This is a genomic window from Streptococcus parasuis (assembly GCF_021654455.1).
Taxonomy (GTDB): Bacteria; Bacillota; Bacilli; order Lactobacillales; family Streptococcaceae; genus Streptococcus; species Streptococcus parasuis.
Genome location: NZ_AP024276.1, coordinates 952,926 through 975,473 on the forward strand (window position 1 = coordinate 952,926; position 22,548 = coordinate 975,473).

Below are 22,548 nucleotides of genomic sequence, written 5' to 3' on the forward strand. Positions count from 1 at the left end.
TGGAAGAGGGAAACGTGAATATTTTATTTACATTGAATGATGCTTTTGTCCCACAAGTTGCTACTTGTATGGGTTCAATCATGCGAACTTTAAACGAAGACGATACATGCCATTTTTATCTTTTCTCAGATGGTATAAGTCAACAGAATAAAGAAAAACTTCATCAATTTGTTACCGACGAAGGTAATAAATTGACAATCGTTGAATTGGAAAACTTGGAATCATATTTTGATTTTCAAGTTGACACAAATGGTTGGGCTTCGGTTGTACTTGCAAGATTACTTGTAGATAAATTACTGCCAAAAGAAGTTGATAGAATCATCTATTTAGATGGAGATACTTTAGTTTTAGAAAATATTCGGGAGCTATGGGAAGTAGATTTGGAGGGGAAAGTCCTTGGAATGTGCCCAGAACCGACAGCTTCGTCTGAGAGAAGAGAAGGCTTAAATTTGGGTACGTATACATATCATAATGCGGGAGTTCTTCTAATCGATTTGAAACGGTGGCGTTCAAAAAGTATAGGAACAATTATTTTTGATTATTATAAAGAAAAAAATGGTGAGCTTTTTGCTAATGATCAAGATGCACTGAATGGAGCATTGAAAGAAGAGATAAAAACACTCTCAATCACTTATAATTATTTTAATATTTTTGATGTTTATCCATATCGTACATTGGAAAAATTAAGTAGGCCTTCAACGTTTATTTCAAAAGAAGAATTTGTAAAAATTCGTAAGCAACCACGTATTGTTCATTTTTTAGGCGAAGAACGTCCATGGAGAATCGGAAATAAACATCGATTTAGAGAGGACTATGTTTCTGCATTAAATCAGACGCCATGGAAAGGTACTCAATTTGAGAGTGGTTGGCAGCTTTACTTTTTCTGCTTTAATCTTTTTAACATGGTTATGAAGCCTTTTCCTATGTTGCGCTATAAAATTATTACAGTCTTAATTCCTGTATTCATGAAATATAGGAAAATTAGATTACAAAAAGGAGTCTAGGTGTGAAGTTTTCCGTTATTATCCCAGCGTACAATGTTGCTGATTATCTGGAAGAATGTGTGTATAGTGTACTGAATCAGACTTATGAAGAATTTGAAATATTGTTGGTAGATGACGGTTCTACAGATGGTAAAACCTCCAATATATGCGATAAATTGGCAGCTAAAGATGATAGGGTGAAGGTATTTCATCAGTCTAATGGGGGATTATCTGCAGCCAGAAATACAGGGATAAAGAACGCTAGTGGTGACTATATTTTATTTTTAGATGGAGATGATTTTTGGACCGATATATGCTTTTTAGATGAAATTAATAGAGAAATAATTTCACATGAGGAAGTTATTGATGCAGTTATCTATCCATTTTCCTACTTTTACGGTAAGGATGATGTAGCAGTTCGAAATTTTTCTAAAAAATTACCGATTCATCAGGTTATTACAGATACGTGCTTACTCGTTGAAACAGGAGCCCTAATCACTCCTGCTTGGAATAAATGTGTCAGAAGAGATAAATTTAACTCTGCTCTTAATTTCTTGAGTGGATATTTATATGAAGATGGTATTTGGTGTGCAAATCTCTTGAAAGAGTTGAATGTATTTATTGTTGTAGATAATACACAATGCATGTATCGTCAGAACCGACAAGGAAGTATTACAAATAATGTCACGCTTCGACATGTAGAACATGCCTTTAGAGGAATTGAAGAAAATTTAAAGAATTTTAAAAAACTATCGAATGAGAAACAAGAAGCACTTTTGATTTATTTATCAAATTCTTATATTTCCATCTTACCATTTGTATTTCCATATCTAAATAATTCTGATATAAAAATGTTTGTGAAAAAATTTAGATATTTGCTAAAATATTCACAGAGGGTAGAACTTGTTTCGTTTAGAATCTCAGGTTTAATGACCAGAGTTCTGGGGATATATGTATCAACATTTATTCAAAACAAACTTCTGAAAATTTATAAAAGTAGATAATAATAGAAAGTGATTGGTAATACTGTGAAAAGGTGGATTAGAAATTTCACAACGCGATTATTTATCTTATCAGGTAAATACAAGCTATTGTTTTATATATTAGAGCTTACCAAAAATATTGCAAAGTTTTTCTGGAGCATTCCAAAATATATAAAGCGAACTATACTAGCTTTGCAACGTGATAAGCAACGTAGAAATAATTATTCAGATATCAAAAATCGTTACTTGATTTACACAATTTATGAACATCAATCGTCTTTACAGGACTATAAAGTAATTTTTTTAGAGGCATTGGCTAAAATTTCTCGAGATGTTTTAATTGTTGTAAATGGTAAACTTCCACAGGCTGATATAAATCGTTTAGCACAATATGGTAAAGTTGTGGAAAGAGAAAATGAGGGGTATGATGTTGCGGCTTTCCGACACGGGATAATACATACTGGAAAAGAGGCGTTACAACAATATAATCAGCTCATCTTGGTTAATGATACGAATATTGGTCCTTTTAGAGATTTGGAAGAGGTTTTCTCTGAGTTTAATTCCGATCAGTTAGACTTTTGGGGAATTTCTATGGGTGAGGAGCAGCTAGACTTTACAGGTTATAACCCTTATGGTAAAATTCCAAAGCACTTACAATCATATTTTGTTGTTGTTGAAAATAGTTTACTAAGATATGAAGGATTTTATGATTATTGGGAAAAGCTCTCTGACACGGATTCTCGTAATAAGGCAATTGGAAAACATGAAACTGTGTTTGCAAAATATTTTTATGATCGAGGCTTTAAGTATGATGCATTGATTAAAGACACGAAAGATAGTGCATTGTATATTCATCCGCTTAAATTATTAAAGCAAGGTTGTCCATTAGTTAAGTATTCGGCCTTTAGAAATTATGACAGAGAACAATATTTTTGGCATGGTTTAGAAAGAGAATCTGAGATTCCAGATTTGATGGAGTATATTGCTAAGGAAACAGATTATCCGATTGAAGTGGTGTCTTCTATATTAGAAGATTTTAAAACTAGAGAAAATCAATCTTATATTTTGATTATTGATGGTGTCGAAAATATTATTCCACAATGTACACGTTATCGTGTGTTAAATAAGGCTGAGCAATTGCGAGAACTTGGTTATACAGTTCGAGTGATAAATAATTCTCTTGTACAACTTCAGGATGCACAGTTTGCTAGTCATATTATTATTTATCGTGCTCCATTCAATGATATGCTTAAAGAAATATGTAGAGCAGCACACATAAAGAACAGACCTGTTTATTTTGATATTGATGATTTGGTTTTTGATACAAAATTTACAGATGAACTTGAATTTACCCAAGGCTTGAGCAAGAGAGAGAAAAAAGGCTATGATACAAGTGTCTTAGCTTACAAAAAAATGCTTTCTCTCTGCGACTATGCTATCACATCGACTTCGAAATTGAAAGATGAGCTTGAACAATATAAAAACAAGGTTATCTTGAATCGCAACGTCATGTCTAAAGAATTAGTTGAGCGTAGTTTACAAGTTAAGAAAAATTCGAACGACAATAAAGTCAAAATAGGATATTTCTCAGGGTCAATTACACACAACGAAAATTTTGATTTAATTAGTCAAGCATTGCTACATCTGCTTCAAAAGTACCCGCAAGTGGAATTACATATAGTAGGATATTTAGACATTCCTAAACCATTCCAAAAATTCAAAAAACAGATTGTGAGTCATGAGTATGTTGATTGGAGAAAGCTTCCAAATTTAATTTCACAAGTTGATATTAACTTGGCGCCGCTTGTAACCACAACTTTTAATGAAGCAAAGTCGGAAATTAAATGGATAGAAGCGGCAGCAGTTAAAGTTGTGACAGTTGCAAGTAATCTTGGAGCATTTGAAGAAATGATTCAAGATGGAGTGACTGGAGTTCTAGCAGACGATAACGAATGGGAAAGTAAATTGGAGAGATTGATTCTTGAACAAGACTTGAGAGAACAAATAGCAGAAAATGCTTTTGAATTTGTAATGAATCATTGCACTACAGCAAATAGAATTAATGATTTTTTGAAAGAAGAGTTAGTCTAATGAAACGTATTTTGTTTATTTCTCCTACGACTAGTATGGATAATGGTGCGGAGAAGTCTATTTATTATCTAATGAAGTATCTTATTCAACTGGGACACACAGTTATAAATGTTACTCATGCAATAGGAGGGGAACCGCAAGATAAGCATGAGCAACTTTATAAAATGATAGGGGTTAAGAATTACTATTTGCCAACTGTCAAGTGGTGGTGGCCGGATGCACCAGGTGGAGAAATCCTTAATAGAGAAGAGGCTACAAGCTACTATCGCCAGAATGTTCAGGACATAGCTGAAATTATTGAGCAAAATGAGATAGACTTGGTTATTTCAAATACTGTTAATGTTTTTCAGGGAGCAATTGCTGCCTCATGTCAAAAGGTTCCCCATTTTTGGCTAATTCATGAATTCCCTAAAAATGAGTTTGCTTATTATGCTGATAAAATTGACTTCATAGAAGAGTATTCTTCAGAATTATTTAGTGTGACTGGAGAGTTAAATAATTTTTTAACACCACTATTTAATAAGAAAGTCCATCCGTTTATTTCTTATACTGAGCAAGAAACAAAAGATTTAAAAAAAGGCAACCAAGTTAGAATTGTTTCTGTTGGTCGATTAACAGAAGGAAAAAATCAATTAGAACTTATAAAAGCATATAAGACACTAAATAGATTAGATATTGAATTGGTTTTTATTGGAGGATGGGATAGTAAATACAAAGCTATTTGTGATGAATATATCCATGAAAATAAATTACAGAAAAATGTTAGATTTTTAGGTAACTTAGATAATCCTTGGGAAGAAGTAACTGATAGAGATATCTGTGTTTTCCCCTCATCTATGGAAACTTTTGGCTTAGTCTATGTTGAAGCAATCTTAAGAGGGCTTCCAGTAATTTTATCAGATAATTTAGGACATTTGACGGCATTTGAAATATTCTCAGCAGGTCAAATTTATAAATTGGGCGATATAGAAGAGTTGGTGACTAAGTTAGAGCAAGTGATTGAATCCTTTAGAAATTTTTCAGATAGGGCTCGGCTTGATGTGGAACGTTTACGTACTCTATATACACCGGAAGTTGCTTATAAAGAAATACTGAACGGCATCAATCACTTAGAATATACTGGACACCAAAATACAAATTTAAGTCACATAAAAGAGTTACTGACTTTAAATATGCATCCAACAAGATTGGAGCGTTATGCAAGATTGATCAGCAATATCACGACAAAAATCAGACATAAACTTCGACTTTAATGAATAATAGGATAGCTATGCTAAAATATGTATATTACAGTTTCTTCAAATGAGTAGTAGAATCTGAAAAATTATATAGAATTCTAGTTTTAGAGAGAAAAAATGAAAGTATTAATGATTATCCCTGCCTACAATGAAGAAGAAAGTATCCTTCAAACTGTTCAGGGAATTATAGATTATAGAAATAGTGCCAATTTTCAATTGGATTATGTCGTCATCAATGACGGTTCAACGGATAGCACTAAACAAATTTTGATTCAAAATAAATTAAATGCTGTTCACCTAGTACAAAACTTGGGGATTGGCGGAGCTGTTCAAACAGGATATAAATATGCCTTGGATAATGACTATGACGTAGCAGTTCAATTTGATGGTGATGGTCAACATGACATTCGTTCCTTAAATAGCTTAATTCAGCCAATCTTAGTTGGTCAAGCTGATATGGTGATTGGCTCACGCTTTGTTGGTGAAACCTTGTCAGAATTTCAAACCAGTTTTATGAGAAGATTTGGAATAGGCATTATTTCAAATATGATAAAACTAACAACTGGAAAACGCATTTGGGATACAACATCTGGTTATCGTTTGGGAAATAGAAAAGTAATTGCTCAATTCGCCAGACGATACCCTACTAAATATCCGGAACCAGAATCAACTGTTCATTTACTAAAGCAAAATTTCCAAGTAGTAGAAGCACCTGCTAATATGTTTGAGAGAGCAGGAGGGGTTTCTTCGATTACTCCATTTAAGTCCATCCGCTACATGGTAGAAGTTTGCTCATCTATTTTGATTGCATCGCTTATGAAGGAGGGGGAATAATGACTATACAAGCATTAGCTATGTTTCTTGCCTCACTAGGTTTTTTGTATTTTATTTTTAGGAATATTAATAAAAATAAGATTTTATTCGAACATGCCTTTATGTGGATTGTTATTGGCTTCGGACTGATTGTTTTTGCACTCTTTGATGTTATTCCTATTAAATTGGCTTATTTATTCGGGTTTGGTCTGACTTCCAATTTCTTGTTATCTGTGGCAATTTTTGTTCTCTTGGTGATTGGATTTTTGCATAGTATGGCTTTATCTCAACAAAAGCAGCAGATTAAAAATTTAATTCAAGAAGTATCAATGGCTAAAAAAAGAATCTCTGAGTTGGAGGAGCATCATGCAGAATAACCATACATTTGTTATCTGTGCTTATGGAGATAGTAAGTATTTAGAAGAATGCATCCATTCGTTAAAGCAGCAAACACTTCAATCACAACTCATCCTATACACTAGTACTCCGAGTGAATATATAGAACAAATTTGCCAAAAGAATGCAATCGTAATGCATACCGCGCAAGGAGGAGGTATTGGAAAAGATTGGAATTTAGCACTCTCTTTTGTAACAACCCCTTATGCTACAATTGCTCATCAAGATGATATTTATTTACCAGACTATTGTGAAAAAATAATGTCTCAGATGACAGAGGAAACGTTGATTGCTTATTCAGATTACCAGGAAGTTAAGGAAGGTGTGGCTATTCCCTTAACTTCAAACTTGAAAATCAAGCAACTCATGTTACGGACAATGGCCATGTTTCCCAAATGGAAGTTTTGGCGGAATAGGGTTTTAGCTTTTGGTAATCCAATTTCTTGTCCAGCTGTGACCTATAATTTGAAGAAACTGAATGATTTCAAGTTTAATGAAGCAATGAAAGTTTCTCTTGATTGGTTTGCTTGGTATCAGATTGCACAAAAAAATGGTAGCTTTACCTTTGTAGATGAGAGTTTGATGTATCATCGCATTCATGAAGAATCTGAGACGACAAATAGCATTGAAAACAATATTCGTACAAAAGAAGACTATGAAATGTATTTGTTGTTCTGGCCAAAGTTTATTGCTAGTCTTTTGTTGAAGTACTATAAGAAAAGCCAAGACACAAATGTTTGATTGAAATTCTAATCAGTAGCTTTTTTCAAAAGTATATGAAAGAAAAATTTTCAATTTGCATTTATTCCCCTCCCCACTTTAACATGATAGTAACCTACCTACCCCAAAAGAAGGCCACAAGGTCTTCTTTTTCTTACCATCCATTTTAGCAAACCTTAAGCAAAGGGACTTATAATGACTGTATGGTAAGAATATCATAGGAAAAGCGGAAGTGTGAGGAATGTTACCAAGAAATCAAAATGTGAGGAATTGTATGTCACTCTTATGTAAACTAAAAGAACAGCCACTAATTTTACTAGCGACCGTGGGGATTACTGCAGCAACCCTTGGCTTTGCTGGAGGAATGGGGGTAGGCAAATTATCCAATTCTACTTCTACCCAAAGTCAATCAACTACTGTACAAAATCAATCTCCTGAAGGTTTCGATAAATCACAAATGCCCAATGAACCTGGGCAAGGTGGCGGTCGAGGTGGTCAAGGTATGAATCCACCAGATGCAACTATCGGAGCATCACAATCGGATTCAACTACAAGTGAAAATTCTAGCTCATCGGATGAATTGAATGAGTTGAAGAAACGGAATGAAGAAATAAAAGCACAAATAGAAAACTAGGAAAGCTCAAGCGAGTAGAATCATAAATTATTTTGGTTTTTAAAATTCCGTGTTATAATGATGTTGATAATTTCCATGTGATAAATGGTCTTAGATAGAGTAAAGGAGTAGTATATGATTAAGATACTGTTGGTAGAAGACGATTTAAGCCTTTCTAATTCAGTCTTTGATTTTTTAGATGATTTTGCAGACGTTATGCAAGTTTTTGATGGTGAAGAAGGTATTTACGAAGCGGAAACAGGGGTTTATGACTTAATTCTCCTAGATTTAATGTTACCTGAGAAAGATGGTTTTCAAGTATTAAAAGAATTGCGTGAAAAAGGGGTCTCAACTCCTGTTCTGATTACGACAGCCAAGGAAGGCCTAGAGGATAAAGGACATGGGTTTGAATTGGGTGCAGATGACTATCTCACAAAACCATTCTATTTAGAAGAACTCAAAATGCGTATTCAAGCCTTGTTAAAACGAGCAGGGAAGTTCAATGAAAATACTCTAACATACGGAGATGTTACTGTCGACTTATCTACAAATACTACGACAGTCAATGGTCAAGAAGTAGAATTGTTAGGGAAAGAGTTCGATTTGTTGGTATATTTCTTACAAAACCAGAATGTGATTTTACCTAAAACACAGATTTTTGATCGTATTTGGGGATTTGATAGTGATACAACCATTTCAGTTGTTGAAGTTTACGTATCGAAAGTAAGGAAAAAAATGAAAGGAACCGCATTTGGAGAAAATCTTCAAACTCTTCGTAGTGTCGGTTACATTTTGAAAAATGTCTAAGCGATTTAAAAAAATCATTTCAACAGATAAATTTTCCTTTTTTATCAGATATTTTGCTGTTTTTACACTCATTTTCGGATTAATGACCGCCATTATCTTCCAGTTAATGCGCTCAACTATGTATCAGACTTCTGATTCAACACTGGCTCGTATCAAAGATGCCCCTGCTTTGGTGGTTGGTTTTGCCATTGCACGGACCTATGAACCAAATTCAGAATTCATTATTCAAGATGGAAATATTGCTGATGAAAGTGATTCTGCAGAATCTAATTCAGATACAACAAACTCCCCTAAAAATCAGAAAGACGATCAGTTGAAACTTGGTTACAATACACATGTATTACTCTATTCAAATGATGGTGTAGTCGTTAATCCAGATAACTTTACAGGACTTTCTGATTTATCCTTAGACAAGAAAAATTTAGGCGAAATAAAGGAAGCAACGGTTGATTCTACATTCGGGGGTTCAGAAGATTATCGTTATGTTACTATTGAATTGGCGCCAGATGACCTTGGCTATTATTCTTCCTATGATATTAAATACGCGACAATTTTCGTGAATGTGAGTCAGATAAAATCATCTATTGAGACGTATGAAACTGCTGTAGCTATTGTCATGGTATCTGCTTGGCTTATTTCCATCTTGGCTAGTATTTATCTGTCAAATTTGAGTATGCGACCTATCTTAATTAGCTATCAAAAACAAAAGGATTTCGTTGAGAATGCTAGTCATGAATTGAGAACGCCTTTAGCTGTGTTACAGAATCGTTTGGAAGGTCTTTTTAGACATCCAAATGCAACCATTTTGGAAAGTAGTGAGAGTATAGGATCAAGCCTAGAGGAAGTTCGTAATATGCGTATGTTAACTACGAATTTACTGAATTTAGCTCGTCGAGATGATGGTTTCAAATTAGATATCGCTGAAGTCCCACCTAGCTATTTTGATGAAATCTTTGAGAATTACATGATGATTGCAGATGAAAATGGTAAAACAGTCACGGTTAATAATTTGATTCATCAACCAATTCGGACGGATAAGGTGTTGGTAAAACAGCTTCTAACCATCCTATTTGATAATGCAATGAAGTATACCGAAGAAGATGGCGCTATCCAAGTGACAGCCAATATCAAAGATAAGTTAGTTTACTTTACGGTAGCAGACAATGGATTGGGTATCAGTGATAGCGATAAAAAGAAAATTTTTGATCGATTTTATCGTGTAGACAAGGCCCGTACTCGGAGCAAGGGTGGGTTTGGTCTCGGTTTATCCTTAGCCTTACAAATTTCCAATAGTTTAAAAGGCACAATCACTGTGCGGGATAATCAGCCTAAAGGAACTATTTTTGAGGTAAGATTACCGAGATAAAATAAGAAAAATGATAGGAATGTGGCCTATCATTTTTTTGTCGGTTCGAAAGTATGATATACTAGGATGGAGGAGAGGAGTAGGTCGTGAAAAAGAAGAGTTACTTAATTATATTAATCATATTGGCTTGCACGCAGTTGACAGGCTGTTCATACTTTCCTCAAATAGAGGATTTTAGCAAGGTAACCAGCGGAGAAGCATCACAAGAAGCTAAAGTCTTTGAAAATGAATTGCAACAGATGAGGGAGGAAGTTGCTGATTATTTTTATTATCAACAATTAGACACTGATGAGGAACGCCGTGTCTACCTCCAATTAGCTAATGGTTTGCGTACCTTCAAACAGCAGATTACAATTGACAGAGTAGACGATGAGACCTATACGCGTGCATTTTTCTCTGTAGCAAATGATTTCCCTGAGTATTACTGGATGACTGACGCAATGAGGGATGGCATTGATTATCAGGACCTTTCTGAGCCTGACTATCCGCTGCAGGTTGAAGAAGAAAGTGAAAAAATAGCAACTTTGGCACAATCCATCGTTAGTCAAGCTCCAAAGGGTCACGTATACGATACTGTGAAATTCTTCTATGAATACATTATTCAGCATACGGATTATAATCTTGCAGCTTTGAGTGATAGTCAGATTAGTTGGGACAATCAATCCATAAAATCAGTTTTGCTAGATAATAGCTCGGTATGTGCAGGTTATAGCCGAACCTTTCAATATTTATGTAAATTGGCTGGGATAGAATCTGTCTATGTATCTGGTAATGTGACTGGAACAAATGGTGAAACCATTGAACACGCTTGGAATTTAGTGAAGATTGATCAGCAATACTATGGTGTAGATTCAACCTGGGGTGAGCCAGTCTTTGAAGATGCTATGGGGAGTCAAGCGCAATCTACTATTAGCTATGACTATCTATGTGTTCCAGATTCCATCTTGTATAGAAATAGAGTTGCTGATGTGGACTTACTGAGTTATTGGGGAACAGAATATCCATATACGGAGAGACCACTTGCCTATCCTTCTTGTACTGACAATGCCTTAAATTATTACGTTCAGCAAGGCACTTATTTTGAGAATTTTGATGAGGAATTAGTCGTTCAAACTGTTTCTAATCTTTTTCAGGCAGGTCAGCGCCGGATTGCGTGTCAATTTTCTAATCAAGCAGCCTTGAATCAAATGGTGGAATATGCAGCTTCGGGTACCAATCGACTATTTGAAGTACTGGGCTGGATTGAAACTTACCAATATCTGTACAATGAACAGACCTTAACATTTGAATTGGTAGTAGACTAGAAAAAAAGAAGTCCTTGATAGACTTCTTTTTTATTATGCAAGTTTTGATGCAAGACGTGCTTTGTCGCGGCTTGCTTTGTTTTTGTGAATCAAACCTTTAGTTTCTGCTTTATCGATTGCTGAGCTAGCAAAGCGGAAAAGCTCTTCAGATGGGTTAGCTTCAAATGTTTTAATTGCAGTACGCATAGCTGATTTTTGTGCTGAGTTTTTTTCGTTTTGTTTAACGTTCAATTCAGCGCGTTTGATAGCTGACTTAATGTTTGCCAATGGTTTCACCTCCACCCTTTCTTGTACTAACTATACCATTATATATGAAAAGACTGCATTTGACAAGTGAAATTTATTTTTTTAAGTAAATTTCATCGATTTCGTGATTCAATCCTTTGTGTAGGATAATATCTGCTCGGTTTCGTGTCGGTTCAATATACTTTTCTAGGTTGGCCAAGTTAATTTTTTTCCAGATACTTTGAGCCATCTCAATGACTTCTGCAAATGGTAAATGTGTGAACCGATGGTAATAGTTTGTGGGATCTTTTTCAGCTAGTTTCAGCAATTTTTGGAATCGTTCAAAGTACCAGGTTTCAATATTATCCACGTCAGCATCTACATAAATCGAAACATCAAAATAGTCGCTCACATACAATCGTTGGTTTTGAGGATTTTGGAATACGTTGATACCTTCCACGATGAGGAAATCAGGTGCCTCGATGGTTTGATAAGAATCTGGAACGATATCGTAAATTTCGTGTGAATAAGTTGGAATGCTAAAAGATTCACCATTTTTTATAGTATCCACAAAATTCAGTAACAGCTCCATATTGTATGATTCAGGAAACCCTTTTTTGTCAAGAAGACCTTTTTCTTGAAGCTCTGCATTTGGATAAAGAAATCCATCTGTCGTAACCAACTCAACTTTTGCATGCCTAAATGTTTGGGAAAGTAATATTTGCAGAAGTCGACTGGTTGTAGATTTTCCGACAGCAACACTACCAGACACACCTATGATAAAGGGTTGTTCTTTGATTTTCTTTTGTAAAAACAAACTTTTTGAAAAGGTTAAATCCGTGCGAGCTTTACGATAAATGCGAATGAGATTGATCAATGGTAAATAGACGTCCGAAACTTCTTGGAGTTTTATATTATCATTGAAACTCTTTATGGAGTTTAGTTCTTCTTGTGTGAGTGGAGCTGTCGTATGGCGGTGAAGTTGTTGCCAGGTTTCTCTGCTAATGCGTTCAAAATTTATAAATTCATTTTTCATGGGCCTATTGTAGCACGAATTAGATTTTAAGTAAAACATCTTGTAAACGCTTTTTGGAAATGTTATAATGAAGACATGTCAAATATGTATTACGAGAAAAATCCAAGTACAGCACATGATATTCATGAACTTCGCGTTCTTTTACTGGACACCCCAATGACATTCCAAACAGACGCAGGGGTATTTAGTAAGAAAATGATAGATTATGGAAGTCAGGTGCTTTTAAAGTCTCTTCATTTAGAAGAAGGAAAGTCTTTGCTTGACGTAGGTTGTGGCTATGGTACGATTGGCTTAACACTTGCAAAGGTCTATCATGTTGACACTACAATGATAGATATCAATAACAGAGCCTTGGCATTGGCTGAAAAAAATGCTACACTAAACAATGTTGCTGTCGACATTTTCCAATCCGATATCTATGAAAATGTGACAAAACAATTTGATTATATTGTTTCAAACCCTCCAATTCGCGCTGGTAAGGCGGTTGTTCACCAAGTGATTTCAGGAGCTAAGAATCATCTATCCGAAAATGGCACGCTTACTATTGTAATTCAGAAAAAACAAGGTGCACCAAGTGCAAAGGCGAAGATGGAAGAGGTTTTTGGAAACTGTGAAATTATCAGGAAGGATAAAGGATATTATATCCTCGAAAGTGTGAACAAATGAGAGCAGTTGACTTAATTCAAAAAAAAAGAGATGGTTTAGAATTATCGTCAGATGAGATCAAATGGTTGATTGACGGTTACGTAGCTGGAACTGTTCCAGATTATCAGATGTCTGCTCTTGCGATGGCTATTTACTTTAAGGGCATGTCAACGCGTGAAATTTCAGATTTAACCATGTCTATGGTTGCAACGGGTGAACAGATTGATTTATCAGCCATTCCAGGTATAAAAGTGGATAAACATTCTACTGGTGGTGTTGGTGACAAGGTCACCCTGATTCTTGCCCCTCTAGTTGCAAGTTTTGGTGTTCCTGTGGCAAAAATGAGCGGTCGTGGTTTAGGCCATACTGGTGGTACACTAGACAAGTTAGAATCGATTAATGGTTTTCAAATTGAAGTTAGTCAAGAAGATTTTATTAAACAAGTCCAAGAAACTGGTGTTGCAGTAATTGGCCAATCTGACAATCTGGTAAAAGCAGACAAATTACTCTACGCCCTTCGAGATGTCACTGCCACAGTTGATATTATTCCTTTAATTGCAAGTTCTGTCATGTCTAAAAAAATTGCAGCAGGTGCAGATGCGATTCTTCTAGATGTTACTGTTGGTGAGGGTGCCTTCATGAAGACTGTGGAGGATGCGCGTGTTCTTGCACAAACTATGGTTGATTTAGGGAAAGCTGTTGGCCGTAAAACAGTCGCAGTTCTGACAGACATGTCACAACCAGTAGGGACTTCAATTGGTAATCGATTAGAAATTTTAGAAGCCCTTGAAATATTGCAAGGGAGAGGTCGCGAGGATGTAACCAATTTCATTTGCGAATTAGCACATATCATGTTAGGTCTTGCGAATATTGAAAAAAGCGTTGAAGAAGTTAAACAGCATATTGATAATGGCCTCGCATTGAAGAAGTTTGAGGAAATGGTGCTTGCACAGGGTGGTGATTTATCTGATCTCTACCGACCTGTAGAAGTGTCACACCAAGTTCCTGTTTATGCAGAGAAAGAAGGTTATATCGTTGCTCTACCAGCATTGGAGTTTGGCTTATTTGCCATGAAACTTGGTGCAGGTCGCGCTGTAAAATCGGATCAATTGGATTACGAAACGGGAATTGTTTTCCATAAAAAAGTAGGTGAATCTGTTGCAGAAGGTGAACAGATTGCGACAATATATGCCAATGAAAATATTTCGGAAGATATGCTTACAAATTTTCAAAAAAATGTTAAAATAGATAAAACAAGTGTAAAGACGAAAGAAATTATTGAAATAATTTATTAATGTACGGAGAAAACCATGAAATTGAATAAATATATTGATCATACAATCTTAAAACCAGAAACAACACAAGAACAGGTTGAAAAGATTCTATCTGAAGCAAAAGAATATGATTTTGCTAGTGTCTGTGTAAATCCAACATGGGTTTCATTGGCAGCAGAAAGCTTGAAAGACAGTGATGTTAAAGTTTGTACAGTAATTGGCTTCCCTTTGGGAGCAAATACTTCTGCAGTTAAAGCCTTTGAAACCAAAGATGCTATTGCAAATGGTGCTGATGAGATTGATATGGTGATCAATGTCGGTGCTTTAAAAGCTGGAAATGATGCCTTGGTTTTGGATGATATTAAAGCAGTTGTAGATGCTAGTGGTGATAAACTTGTTAAAGTAATCATCGAAGCTTGCTTATTAACAGATGATGAGAAAGTGAGAGCTTGTCAATTGTCAAAAGAAGCTGGAGCTGATTATGTGAAGACTTCTACCGGTTTTTCAACTGGTGGTGCTACAGTTGCTGACGTCGCATTGATGAGAAAAACTGTGGGTCCAGACATGGGCGTTAAAGCTTCTGGTGGTGCACGTTCTTATGAAGATGCTATTGCCTTCATCGAAGCTGGAGCATCTCGAATTGGTGCATCGTCAGGTGTAGCAATTATGAACGGAGCACAGGCGGATGGAGACTACTAATTTAATAGAACTAGTTGTAGACAATAGCAAATATGCCTATGTGCCCTATTCACATTTTCCAGTCAGTGCTATTCTTGTTACAAAGTCTGGGGAACTATATTCAGGTGTGAATATAGAAAATGCTAGTTTTGGGTTGACGAATTGTGCCGAGAGAACAGCGATTTTTAAAGCAATCTCCGAGGGAGTACGTGACTTCTCTGAAATTATTATTTATGGTGAAACAGAGAAGCCAATATCTCCTTGTGGAGCATGTCGCCAAGTTATGGCGGAATTTTTTGATAAGGATTTAAAAGTGACTCTTGTCGCTAAAGATAAATCGACAGTCGTGATGACAGTCGGGGAATTACTTCCATATTCCTTTACAGACTTATCTTAGTCTGTATGGCAGTCTAATGACTGTAGCAATTTCATTCTGCAACACAATAGTTGCAAAACGTTTTTTTAGGAGGGTTCAGAAATGAACAAGAAATTTATTGGCCTTGGGCTAGCTTCAGTTGCAGCTCTTTCTTTAGCAGCTTGCGGAAGCCGTACTGCAAAGAATGATTCGTCATCATCTGATAGTGCTTCAAGCATTAAAGCAGCAATTGTTACCGATATCGGTGGTGTTGATGACCGTTCATTTAACCAATCTGCGTGGGAAGGTCTTCAAGAGTGGGGCGATGCAGCGGGTCTTTCTAAAGGTAATGGTTATGACTATTTCCAATCTGCTAATGAATCAGACTACATTACTAACCTTGATTCAGCAGTTTCAGGTGGTTACAACCTAGTATTTGGTATTGGCTTTGCGTTGGAATCAGCGATTAAAGAAGTGGCTCCAAACAACCCAGATACACACTATGTTATCGTTGATAGTGTTGTAGCTGACGAAGATAACGTAGTTAGCGTTGGTTTCGCTGACCATGAAGCTTCTTACCTTGCTGGTGTTGCGGCTGCTAAATCAACTAAAACGAAACAAGTTGGTTTTGTCGGTGGTATGAAAGGTGAAGTTATCGACCGTTTTGAAGCTGGTTTCGTAGCTGGTGTTAAATCTGTCGATGAGTCAATCAAAATTGATATTCAGTACGCTGGTTCATTTGGTGATGCTGCTAAAGGTCAAACTATCGCTGCTGCTCAATACGCTGCAGGTGCAGATATTATTTTCCACGCTTCTGGTGGTACTGGTAATGGTGTGTTTGCCGCTGCTAAAGCTGAAAACGAAACTCGTAATGAAGCAGATAAAGTTTGGGTAATCGGTGTTGACCGTGACCAATCTGCAGAAGGTGCTTACACTTCTAAAGATGGTAAAGAATCTAACTTTGTATTGGCATCTACTTTGAAACAAGTTGGTGCAGCAGTAAAAGATATTGCTACAAAAGCTGAAAATGGTGAATTCCCTGGTGGTGAAATCGTTCGTTATACTCTTGCTGATAAAGGTGTAGAGTTGGCTGAAACTAACCTTTCAGATGATGCTGCGAAAGCTGTTGCTGACGCAAAACAAGCTATTCTTGATGGTAAAATAGAAGTACCAGAAAAACCATAAGTTTTATATTGATGAATTCCGAAAGGGCGTCCACTCGGTCGCCCTTTTAGAAGCTGAGATTTTTCTCAGTAAAGCCTATCATAATTGGTAGGTTTTACTGGTAAAAATGGTACAGTTAGCTGGAATGAACCTGCTAGTAACCCTACTTTCTTAAATGGGAATTAGTGGTTGGCAGTCGGCTCAATCTGTTTAACTGTAATCAGAAAGGAACTAGATTATGACTAAGGATTATGTCATTGAGATGCGTAATATCACCAAAATATTTGGTGAGTTTGTTGCCAACGACCATATTAATTTGAATGTCAGACGTGGAGAAATTCACGCCCTTTTGGGTGAAAATGGTGCGGGTAAATCGACACTTATGAATATGCTTGCAGGCTTATTGGAGCCTACAAGCGGTGAGATTGTCATTAATGGTAAGGAAGTGAAAATTGATTCCCCTTCCAAAGCTGCACACTTGGGTATCGGGATGGTTCATCAACACTTTATGTTAGTGGATGCCTTTACTGTTGCTGAAAATATTATTTTAGGTAGTGAAACTACTAAAGCCGGTGTTATTGACCTTAAGAAGGCTATTGCAGAAATTAAAGAACTCTCTGCTCGCTACGGTCTTGAAGTAGATCCGACTGCAAAAGTTGCGGATATTTCTGTAGGGGCACAACAACGTGTGGAAATTTTAAAAACACTGTATCGTGGTGCAGACTTACTAATCTTTGATGAACCAACTGCTGTACTTACTCCGGCAGAGATTGCAGAGCTATTGAAGATTATGAAGACCTTAGTCTCAGAAGGCAAATCAATTATTTTGATTACGCATAAATTGGATGAAATTCGTGCTGTTGCAGATAGTGTAACGGTTATTCGACGTGGTAAATCGATTCAAACTGTGGCAGTTGAAGGAGCAACTAACCAAGATTTGGCTGAATGGATGGTTGGGCGTTCTGTTTCTTTCAAAACAGAGAAAATTGAATCCCATCCAAAAGAAGTTGTTCTTTCTATTAAAGATTTGGTAGTCAATGAAAACCGCGGTATCCCAGCAGTGAAAGGTCTATCTCTTGACGTACGTGCAGGGGAAATAGTGGGTATTGCAGGTATTGATGGCAATGGACAAAGTGAATTGATTCAAGCAATTACTGGACTTCGCAAAGTGAAATCTGGTTCTATCACGATTAAAGGTGAGGAAGTGGTTGGTAAATCACCACGTAAGATTACTGAGATGCAGGTGAGTCACGTTCCTGAAGATCGTCACCGTGATGGTTTAGTGCTTCCGTTGACCGTTGCTGAAAATATTGCTCTACAAACTTACTATAAAGAACCAAATTCTAAAAATGGTATTTTGAATTACACAGCGATTAATGAAAAGGCCCGTCAATTGATGCAAGAATTTGATGTGCGTGGTGCAAGTGAATTAGTTCCAGCAAAAGCTCTTTCAGGTGGTAACCAACAAAAAGCGATCATTGCAAGGGAAATCGATCGCAATCCTGATTTATTGATTGTCAGTCAACCAACACGTGGTTTGGATGTTGGCGCCATTGAATATATTCGTAAACGTCTTATTGCTGAACGGGATAAGGGGAAAGCAGTATTGGTTGTCAGCTTCGAATTGGATGAAATTTTGGATGTATCAGACCGTATTGCTGTCATCCACGATGGTGTCATTCATGGTATTGTTGATCCTGCTAAGACAAACAAACAAGAATTGGGTGTCTTGATGGCTGGTGGTCATATCGAGGAGGGAGAAGTACATGCTTAAGAAATATCAAACAATACTATTCCCATTGCTAGCAGCAATCAGTGGCTTAGTGCTTGGGGCAATCATCATGTTCATTTTTGGCTATGATCCAATTTGGGGATATGAGGAATTATTCTACTCTGCTTTTGGGAACATCAAATCAATCGGTGAGATTTTCCGGGCAATGGCTCCTTTAATCTTTACTGCGTTAGGATTCGCAGTCGCAAGTCGAGCAGGTTTCTTCAACGTTGGTTTGTCTGGTCAAGCCTATGTCGGCTGGGTCTTTGCAGGTTGGTTTGCATTGTTAAATCCTGATTTACCACGACCAGTTTTGATTTTGGGAACGGTTGTGATAGCGATGGTAGCAGGTGGTATTGCTGGCGCAATTCCTGGTATCCTTCGTGCCTATCTCGGAACGAGTGAAGTTATTGTTACGATTATGATGAACTACATCATTCTCTATTCATGTAACTATATCATTCGTGATGTATTTTCAGAAAATTTGATGAAAAATACAGATTCTACAATTAACGTTTCTGCTAACGCCTCTTATCAAACAGAATGGTTGCGAGCTCTAACGAACAACTCACGGATGAATATTGGTATTTTCTTTGCCATTATTGCTGTCATAGTTATTTGGTTCTTAATGACAAAGACAACGCTTGGTTTTGAAATTCGTTCAGTAGGTCTTAACCCTACTGCATCTAACTACGCTGGTATGTCAGCTAAACAAACAATCATTCTATCAATGGTTATTTCCGGTGCTTTAGCTGGACTTGGTGGTGCAATCCAAGGGTTGGGAACTTTCCAAAACGTTTATATTCAAAGTGGTAATTTAGATATTGGATTCAATGGTATGTCAGTTGCCTTACTGGCTTCGAACTCACCACTGGGAATTCCTTTTGCAGCCTTCTTATTTGGTACACTTTCTGTAGGTGCACCTGGTATGGTTCGTGCACAAATTCCACCAGAATTGATAAACGTTGTTACAGCGTCCATTATTTTCTTCATTGGTGTGAAGTATATCTTTGAACTATTGTTGAATTCAAAAAAAGTAGCGAAAGGAGCTAAGTAAGATGAACTTATCTATTTTAACCCTACTCATTTCGCAAATGCTCATTTATTCAGCACCATTGATTTTCACAAGTCTTGGAGGCGTATTCTCTGAGCGAAGTGGTATCGTAAACGTTGGTTTGGAAGGAATCATGGTTATTGGTGCCTTTGCTGGTGTTGTTTTCAACATTGAATTTGCTGAAACTTTTGGTAAAGCTACACCATTTTTAGCGATCATCGTTGGTGGTTTGGCTGGTGTCGTCTTTGCTGCTATCCATGCGATGGCCACTATTAACTTTAGAGCGGATCACGTGGTTTCTGGTACCGTATTGAACTTACTAGCACCTGCACTCGGAGTTTTCCTTGTTAAGGTCTTATATAATAAAGGACAAACTGATAGTATTCGTGAGTCTTTTGGTAAGTTCTCTTTCCCAGTATTGGCAGATATTCCTGTTATTGGTGATTTATTCTTTAAAAATACAAGTTTGATGGGTTATGTCGCTATCCTGACAGCATTTGCTTCTTGGTTTGTTTTGTATAAAACAAAATTTGGTTTGCGCCTTCGCTCTGTTGGTGAACACCCTCAAGCAGCTGATACCCTTGGTATCAATGTATACGCAATGCGTTATGCAGGTGTACTGATTGCAGGTTTCCTAGGCGGTGTTGGTGGTGCTGTAAGTGCCCAATCTGTTAATATCAACTTCTCGGCGACTACGATTGTTGGTTCTGGTTTCATTGCCTTGGCGGCAGTGATCTTCGGTAAATGGAACCCAATTGGTGCAATGCTTGCTAGTCTATTCTTCGGACTATCACAAAGTCTTGCGGTTATTGGTAGCCAATTGCCTGGTTTGAAAGATATTCCATCAGTATATCTCCAAATCGCTCCTTACTTGATTACAGTCATTGCACTTTCTGCCTTCTTTGGACAAGCAGTAGCGCCAAAAGCAGATGGTGTTAACTACATAAAATCTAAATAAGCTAGTACACTCTCAATTTTGAGCTTGAGGATTGAGATAATCTAACAATAAAACGCATAAAATCAGTGTTTTTGAAACATAATTTTATGCGTTTTTTCTTTGTATTTTTCCTTATGTAAAATAGCGGAACTGAGGTGAACATTTCTGACTTGATTGGTTTTATTCTTGGTAATACTTTTTCTTCTTTTCCTAGCTTCTTGTGGTATAATAAATTTTCAATGAAAAGTAGAGATGAGGGAAACAAATGAGAAGATTAGTATTAAATATTGCGATGAGTCTGGATGGTTTTATTGCTAGAAAAGATGGAAGTTATAATTGGATTGAAGGACATGGTACAAATCAATATGATACCGCCTTGCAGTTTGACAATCCTTCATTTTTTCAGAAATGTGATACTGTTATTATGGGTCGTAAATCTTTAGATGATTGCCCCTTAGAGATGATTGAGGGCTATCAAGAGAAGCAATTTCTCGTGGCTAGCCATGCTGACAAATCAGACTATGAAAATGTTCGTTTTGTCAAAGACATTCTTTCCGAAATTGAGCGCTTACGAAATGATGAAGGGGGAGATATCTGGTTGTTTGGTGGTGCATCCCTTGTTCAAGAATGCTTGAAAGCTGGGGTCATTGATCATTTTATCATCGGCATCATCCCTACCATTTTAGGAGATGGAATTCCCTTATTCCAACAATTGCCTGAGGAACAAAAATTAACATTAGTTGAATCAACTGTAACTGATGGAATTGCGATGTTGAGATATGATCGAAGAAACTAAAATGAATTAGTTTTCAGACAAGGAACTGAGCTGCAGGTAGTTAGAACAGCTTAAAGGCTGTTCTAGGTTTGAAATTAGACTTACATAACAAGCCACTTTCGTTGTGTAAGGCATGCCGAAAGTGACGATATATCAAAGCTAATTCAAATGGATATAAAAAAGGTGGCCTAAGCGACTCACCTTTTTTGCTATTTTAAAATAGAATTAGTTTTTAACACCAGCAGCGATCTCTGGGTTAGCGAAAGCATCGTCAATGATGTCTTTCAATTGTGCAGCAGATGCTTGCATTTTTTGCAATTCAGCTTCGCTCAATGGAATGTTAACTGGACGAACGATACCATGTGCACCGATGATAGCTGGTTGACCGATGAAGACATCTTCAACACCTTCGTATTGACCAGCTTGGTAAACTGACAATGGAAGTACTGCATTTTCATCGTCAAAGATAGCTTTTGTGATACGTGCAAGTGCAGCACCGATACCATAATATGTAGCACCTTTTTTATTGATGATTGAGTAAGCTGCATCACGTACAGATACGAACAAGTCTACAAGACCTTGCTCATCAATATCGCGGTTATCTTGTAACCAGTCATACAATTTCACACCAGCAACGTTTGCATGTGACCAAACAGCAAATTCAGAGTCACCGTGTTCACCCATGATGTAAGCGTGAACTGAACGAGCGTCAATACCGATTTTTTCAGCCAATGCTTGACGGAAACGAGCTGAGTCAAGAGAAGTACCAGAACCGATGACACGTTCTTTAGGGAAACCAGAGAATTTCCAAGTTGAGTAAGTAAGAACGTCAACTGGGTTAGCAGCAACAAGGAAAATACCATTGAAGCCAGATTTAACAATTTCAGATACGATTTGTTGGTTGATACGAAGGTTTTTCTCAACCAATTCAAGACGAGTTTCACCTGGTTTTTGTGGCAAACCAGCTGTCAATACAACAAGATCTGCATCATGAGCATCAGAATAATCTGCTGAATAAATTTTCTTAGGTGAAGTGAAGGCCAAAGCGTGGCTCAAATCCTCTGCGTCACCTTGTGTACGGTCTTTATTGATATCTACGATACCCAATTCTTGACCAATACCTTGGTTTACAAGGGCATATGCATAAGCAGAACCTACGGCACCATCACCGACAAGGATCACTTTTTTGTGTTGTTTAGTTGCAGTCATTATCTAAACATCTCCTTAGTTTTATTTAGGGATAGCTATCCCAACCACTAACCATTCTAGCATTTTTTCAGACCTTTGTCACTAAAGAAAGATCGTTTGAAAATGTTTACA

23 protein-coding genes are annotated in these 22,548 nt (G+C 36.8%); 20 read left to right on the forward strand and 3 right to left on the reverse strand.

What is annotated here, in order from left to right:
• Positions 1-14 precede the first annotated feature (14 nt).
• From L6410_RS04755 to L6410_RS04805, 11 genes are all read left to right on the forward strand, one after another.
• Positions 15-1,004 carry a glycosyltransferase family 8 protein gene (locus L6410_RS04755; RefSeq protein WP_160864299.1) on the forward strand — a complete coding sequence of 330 codons (990 nt, stop codon included), beginning with the start codon at positions 15-17 and terminating at the stop codon, positions 1,002-1,004.
• A 2-nt stretch (positions 1,005-1,006) separates the two neighbouring features.
• Complete coding sequence (locus tag L6410_RS04760; RefSeq protein WP_105142531.1) at positions 1,007-1,987, forward strand: glycosyltransferase family 2 protein; 981 nt, start codon at positions 1,007-1,009, stop codon at positions 1,985-1,987.
• Positions 1,988-1,996: 9 nt separating this feature from the next.
• A complete protein-coding gene (locus L6410_RS04765; RefSeq protein WP_160864297.1) occupies positions 1,997-4,057 on the forward strand; it encodes a rhamnan synthesis F family protein in 2,061 nt (686 codons plus the stop codon).
• Positions 4,057-5,310, forward strand: coding sequence for a glycosyltransferase family 4 protein (locus L6410_RS04770; RefSeq protein WP_160864296.1), 1,254 nt, complete (start codon positions 4,057-4,059; stop codon positions 5,308-5,310). Before L6410_RS04765 ends, L6410_RS04770 begins: the two co-directional genes overlap by 1 nt.
• 102 nt (positions 5,311-5,412) lie before the next feature.
• A complete protein-coding gene (locus L6410_RS04775; protein ID WP_044674140.1) occupies positions 5,413-6,129 on the forward strand; it encodes a glycosyltransferase family 2 protein in 717 nt (238 codons plus the stop codon).
• Positions 6,129-6,485 (forward strand): DUF2304 domain-containing protein, encoded by a 357-nt coding sequence (locus tag L6410_RS04780; protein WP_002937073.1) that lies wholly within the window; start codon positions 6,129-6,131, stop codon positions 6,483-6,485. Before L6410_RS04775 ends, L6410_RS04780 begins: the two co-directional genes overlap by 1 nt.
• Positions 6,475-7,245 carry a glycosyltransferase family 2 protein gene (locus L6410_RS04785; RefSeq protein WP_160864295.1) on the forward strand — a complete coding sequence of 257 codons (771 nt, stop codon included), beginning with the start codon at positions 6,475-6,477 and terminating at the stop codon, positions 7,243-7,245. The genes L6410_RS04780 and L6410_RS04785 overlap by 11 nt, the downstream gene beginning before the upstream one ends.
• 253 nt (positions 7,246-7,498) lie before the next feature.
• Positions 7,499-7,858 carry a hypothetical protein gene (locus L6410_RS04790; protein ID WP_237396424.1) on the forward strand — a complete coding sequence of 120 codons (360 nt, stop codon included), beginning with the start codon at positions 7,499-7,501 and terminating at the stop codon, positions 7,856-7,858.
• Between the two features lie 114 nt (positions 7,859-7,972).
• Complete coding sequence (locus L6410_RS04795) at positions 7,973-8,644, forward strand: response regulator transcription factor (RefSeq protein WP_237396426.1); 672 nt, start codon at positions 7,973-7,975, stop codon at positions 8,642-8,644.
• Positions 8,637-10,010: a sensor histidine kinase gene (locus L6410_RS04800; protein ID WP_237396428.1), complete on the forward strand. Its 1,374-nt coding sequence runs from the start codon at positions 8,637-8,639 to the stop codon at positions 10,008-10,010. Before L6410_RS04795 ends, L6410_RS04800 begins: the two co-directional genes overlap by 8 nt.
• An 86-nt stretch (positions 10,011-10,096) precedes the next feature.
• The gene (locus tag L6410_RS04805) at positions 10,097-11,314 is read left to right on the forward strand and encodes a transglutaminase domain-containing protein (RefSeq protein ID WP_237396437.1); all 1,218 of its coding nucleotides are present in this window, start codon (positions 10,097-10,099) and stop codon (positions 11,312-11,314) included.
• 33 nt (positions 11,315-11,347) lie between these two features.
• Here the strand turns inward: L6410_RS04805 and rpsT are convergent, their stop codons facing one another.
• Positions 11,348-11,596, reverse strand: a complete 249-nt coding sequence (rpsT, locus tag L6410_RS04810; RefSeq protein ID WP_171988421.1) for a 30S ribosomal protein S20 — start codon at positions 11,594-11,596, stop codon at positions 11,348-11,350.
• A 58-nt stretch (positions 11,597-11,654) separates the two neighbouring features.
• Positions 11,655-12,575 (reverse strand): type I pantothenate kinase, encoded by a 921-nt coding sequence (gene coaA, locus L6410_RS04815; protein WP_237396439.1) that lies wholly within the window; start codon positions 12,573-12,575, stop codon positions 11,655-11,657.
• Between the two features lie 75 nt (positions 12,576-12,650).
• Between coaA and L6410_RS04820 the strand changes: the two genes are divergently transcribed.
• The 9 genes from L6410_RS04820 (at position 12,651) to L6410_RS04860 (ending at position 21,249) form a co-directional block, all read left to right on the forward strand.
• On the forward strand, positions 12,651-13,241 hold the full coding sequence (locus L6410_RS04820; RefSeq protein ID WP_171988423.1) for a class I SAM-dependent methyltransferase: 591 nt from the start codon (positions 12,651-12,653) through the stop codon (positions 13,239-13,241).
• Entirely contained in the window at positions 13,238-14,515 is a 1,278-nt protein-coding gene (locus tag L6410_RS04825) for a pyrimidine-nucleoside phosphorylase (protein ID WP_237396441.1), read from the forward strand. The genes L6410_RS04820 and L6410_RS04825 overlap by 4 nt, the downstream gene beginning before the upstream one ends.
• Positions 14,516-14,530: 15 nt before the next feature.
• Complete coding sequence (gene deoC / locus L6410_RS04830) at positions 14,531-15,193, forward strand: deoxyribose-phosphate aldolase (RefSeq protein ID WP_217375059.1); 663 nt, start codon at positions 14,531-14,533, stop codon at positions 15,191-15,193.
• Positions 15,180-15,569, forward strand: a complete 390-nt coding sequence (locus L6410_RS04835) for a cytidine deaminase (protein WP_024392093.1) — start codon at positions 15,180-15,182, stop codon at positions 15,567-15,569. Before deoC ends, L6410_RS04835 begins: the two co-directional genes overlap by 14 nt.
• A gap of 81 nt (positions 15,570-15,650) precedes the next feature.
• Positions 15,651-16,712: a BMP family lipoprotein gene (locus tag L6410_RS04840; RefSeq protein ID WP_237396443.1), complete on the forward strand. Its 1,062-nt coding sequence runs from the start codon at positions 15,651-15,653 to the stop codon at positions 16,710-16,712.
• A 217-nt stretch (positions 16,713-16,929) separates the two neighbouring features.
• Positions 16,930-18,465, forward strand: coding sequence for an ABC transporter ATP-binding protein (locus L6410_RS04845; protein WP_174846149.1), 1,536 nt, complete (start codon positions 16,930-16,932; stop codon positions 18,463-18,465).
• Entirely contained in the window at positions 18,458-19,519 is a 1,062-nt protein-coding gene (locus tag L6410_RS04850) for an ABC transporter permease (RefSeq protein ID WP_172104030.1), read from the forward strand. Before L6410_RS04845 ends, L6410_RS04850 begins: the two co-directional genes overlap by 8 nt.
• Before the next feature lies 1 nt (position 19,520).
• The gene (locus L6410_RS04855; protein WP_024392097.1) at positions 19,521-20,474 is read left to right on the forward strand and encodes an ABC transporter permease; all 954 of its coding nucleotides are present in this window, start codon (positions 19,521-19,523) and stop codon (positions 20,472-20,474) included.
• Positions 20,475-20,718: 244 nt separating this feature from the next.
• The gene (locus L6410_RS04860; RefSeq protein ID WP_237396445.1) at positions 20,719-21,249 is read left to right on the forward strand and encodes a dihydrofolate reductase family protein; all 531 of its coding nucleotides are present in this window, start codon (positions 20,719-20,721) and stop codon (positions 21,247-21,249) included.
• 204 nt (positions 21,250-21,453) lie between these two features.
• Here the strand turns inward: L6410_RS04860 and L6410_RS04865 are convergent, their stop codons facing one another.
• Entirely contained in the window at positions 21,454-22,437 is a 984-nt protein-coding gene (locus L6410_RS04865; protein ID WP_024392099.1) for an L-lactate dehydrogenase, read from the reverse strand.
• Positions 22,438-22,548 lie beyond the last annotated feature (111 nt).

Coding starts and splice junctions, on each gene's coding strand:
- L6410_RS04770 (WP_160864296.1), top strand. CDS start 4,057: ATGAAACGTATTTTGTTTATTTCTCCTACGACTAGTATGGATAATGGT.
- L6410_RS04775 (WP_044674140.1), top strand. CDS start 5,413: ATGAAAGTATTAATGATTATCCCTGCCTACAATGAAGAAGAAAGTATC.
- L6410_RS04780 (WP_002937073.1), top strand. CDS start 6,129: ATGACTATACAAGCATTAGCTATGTTTCTTGCCTCACTAGGTTTTTTG.
- L6410_RS04785 (WP_160864295.1), top strand. CDS start 6,475: ATGCAGAATAACCATACATTTGTTATCTGTGCTTATGGAGATAGTAAG.
- L6410_RS04790 (WP_237396424.1), top strand. CDS start 7,499: ATGTCACTCTTATGTAAACTAAAAGAACAGCCACTAATTTTACTAGCG.
- L6410_RS04795 (WP_237396426.1), top strand. CDS start 7,973: ATGATTAAGATACTGTTGGTAGAAGACGATTTAAGCCTTTCTAATTCA.
- L6410_RS04800 (WP_237396428.1), top strand. CDS start 8,637: ATGTCTAAGCGATTTAAAAAAATCATTTCAACAGATAAATTTTCCTTT.
- coaA (WP_237396439.1), bottom strand. CDS start 12,575: ATGAAAAATGAATTTATAAATTTTGAACGCATTAGCAGAGAAACCTGG.
- L6410_RS04820 (WP_171988423.1), top strand. CDS start 12,651: ATGTCAAATATGTATTACGAGAAAAATCCAAGTACAGCACATGATATT.
- L6410_RS04825 (WP_237396441.1), top strand. CDS start 13,238: ATGAGAGCAGTTGACTTAATTCAAAAAAAAAGAGATGGTTTAGAATTA.
- deoC (WP_217375059.1), top strand. CDS start 14,531: ATGAAATTGAATAAATATATTGATCATACAATCTTAAAACCAGAAACA.
- L6410_RS04835 (WP_024392093.1), top strand. CDS start 15,180: ATGGAGACTACTAATTTAATAGAACTAGTTGTAGACAATAGCAAATAT.
- L6410_RS04840 (WP_237396443.1), top strand. CDS start 15,651: ATGAACAAGAAATTTATTGGCCTTGGGCTAGCTTCAGTTGCAGCTCTT.
- L6410_RS04845 (WP_174846149.1), top strand. CDS start 16,930: ATGACTAAGGATTATGTCATTGAGATGCGTAATATCACCAAAATATTT.
- L6410_RS04850 (WP_172104030.1), top strand. CDS start 18,458: ATGCTTAAGAAATATCAAACAATACTATTCCCATTGCTAGCAGCAATC.
- L6410_RS04855 (WP_024392097.1), top strand. CDS start 19,521: ATGAACTTATCTATTTTAACCCTACTCATTTCGCAAATGCTCATTTAT.
- L6410_RS04860 (WP_237396445.1), top strand. CDS start 20,719: ATGAGAAGATTAGTATTAAATATTGCGATGAGTCTGGATGGTTTTATT.
- L6410_RS04865 (WP_024392099.1), bottom strand. CDS start 22,437: ATGACTGCAACTAAACAACACAAAAAAGTGATCCTTGTCGGTGATGGT.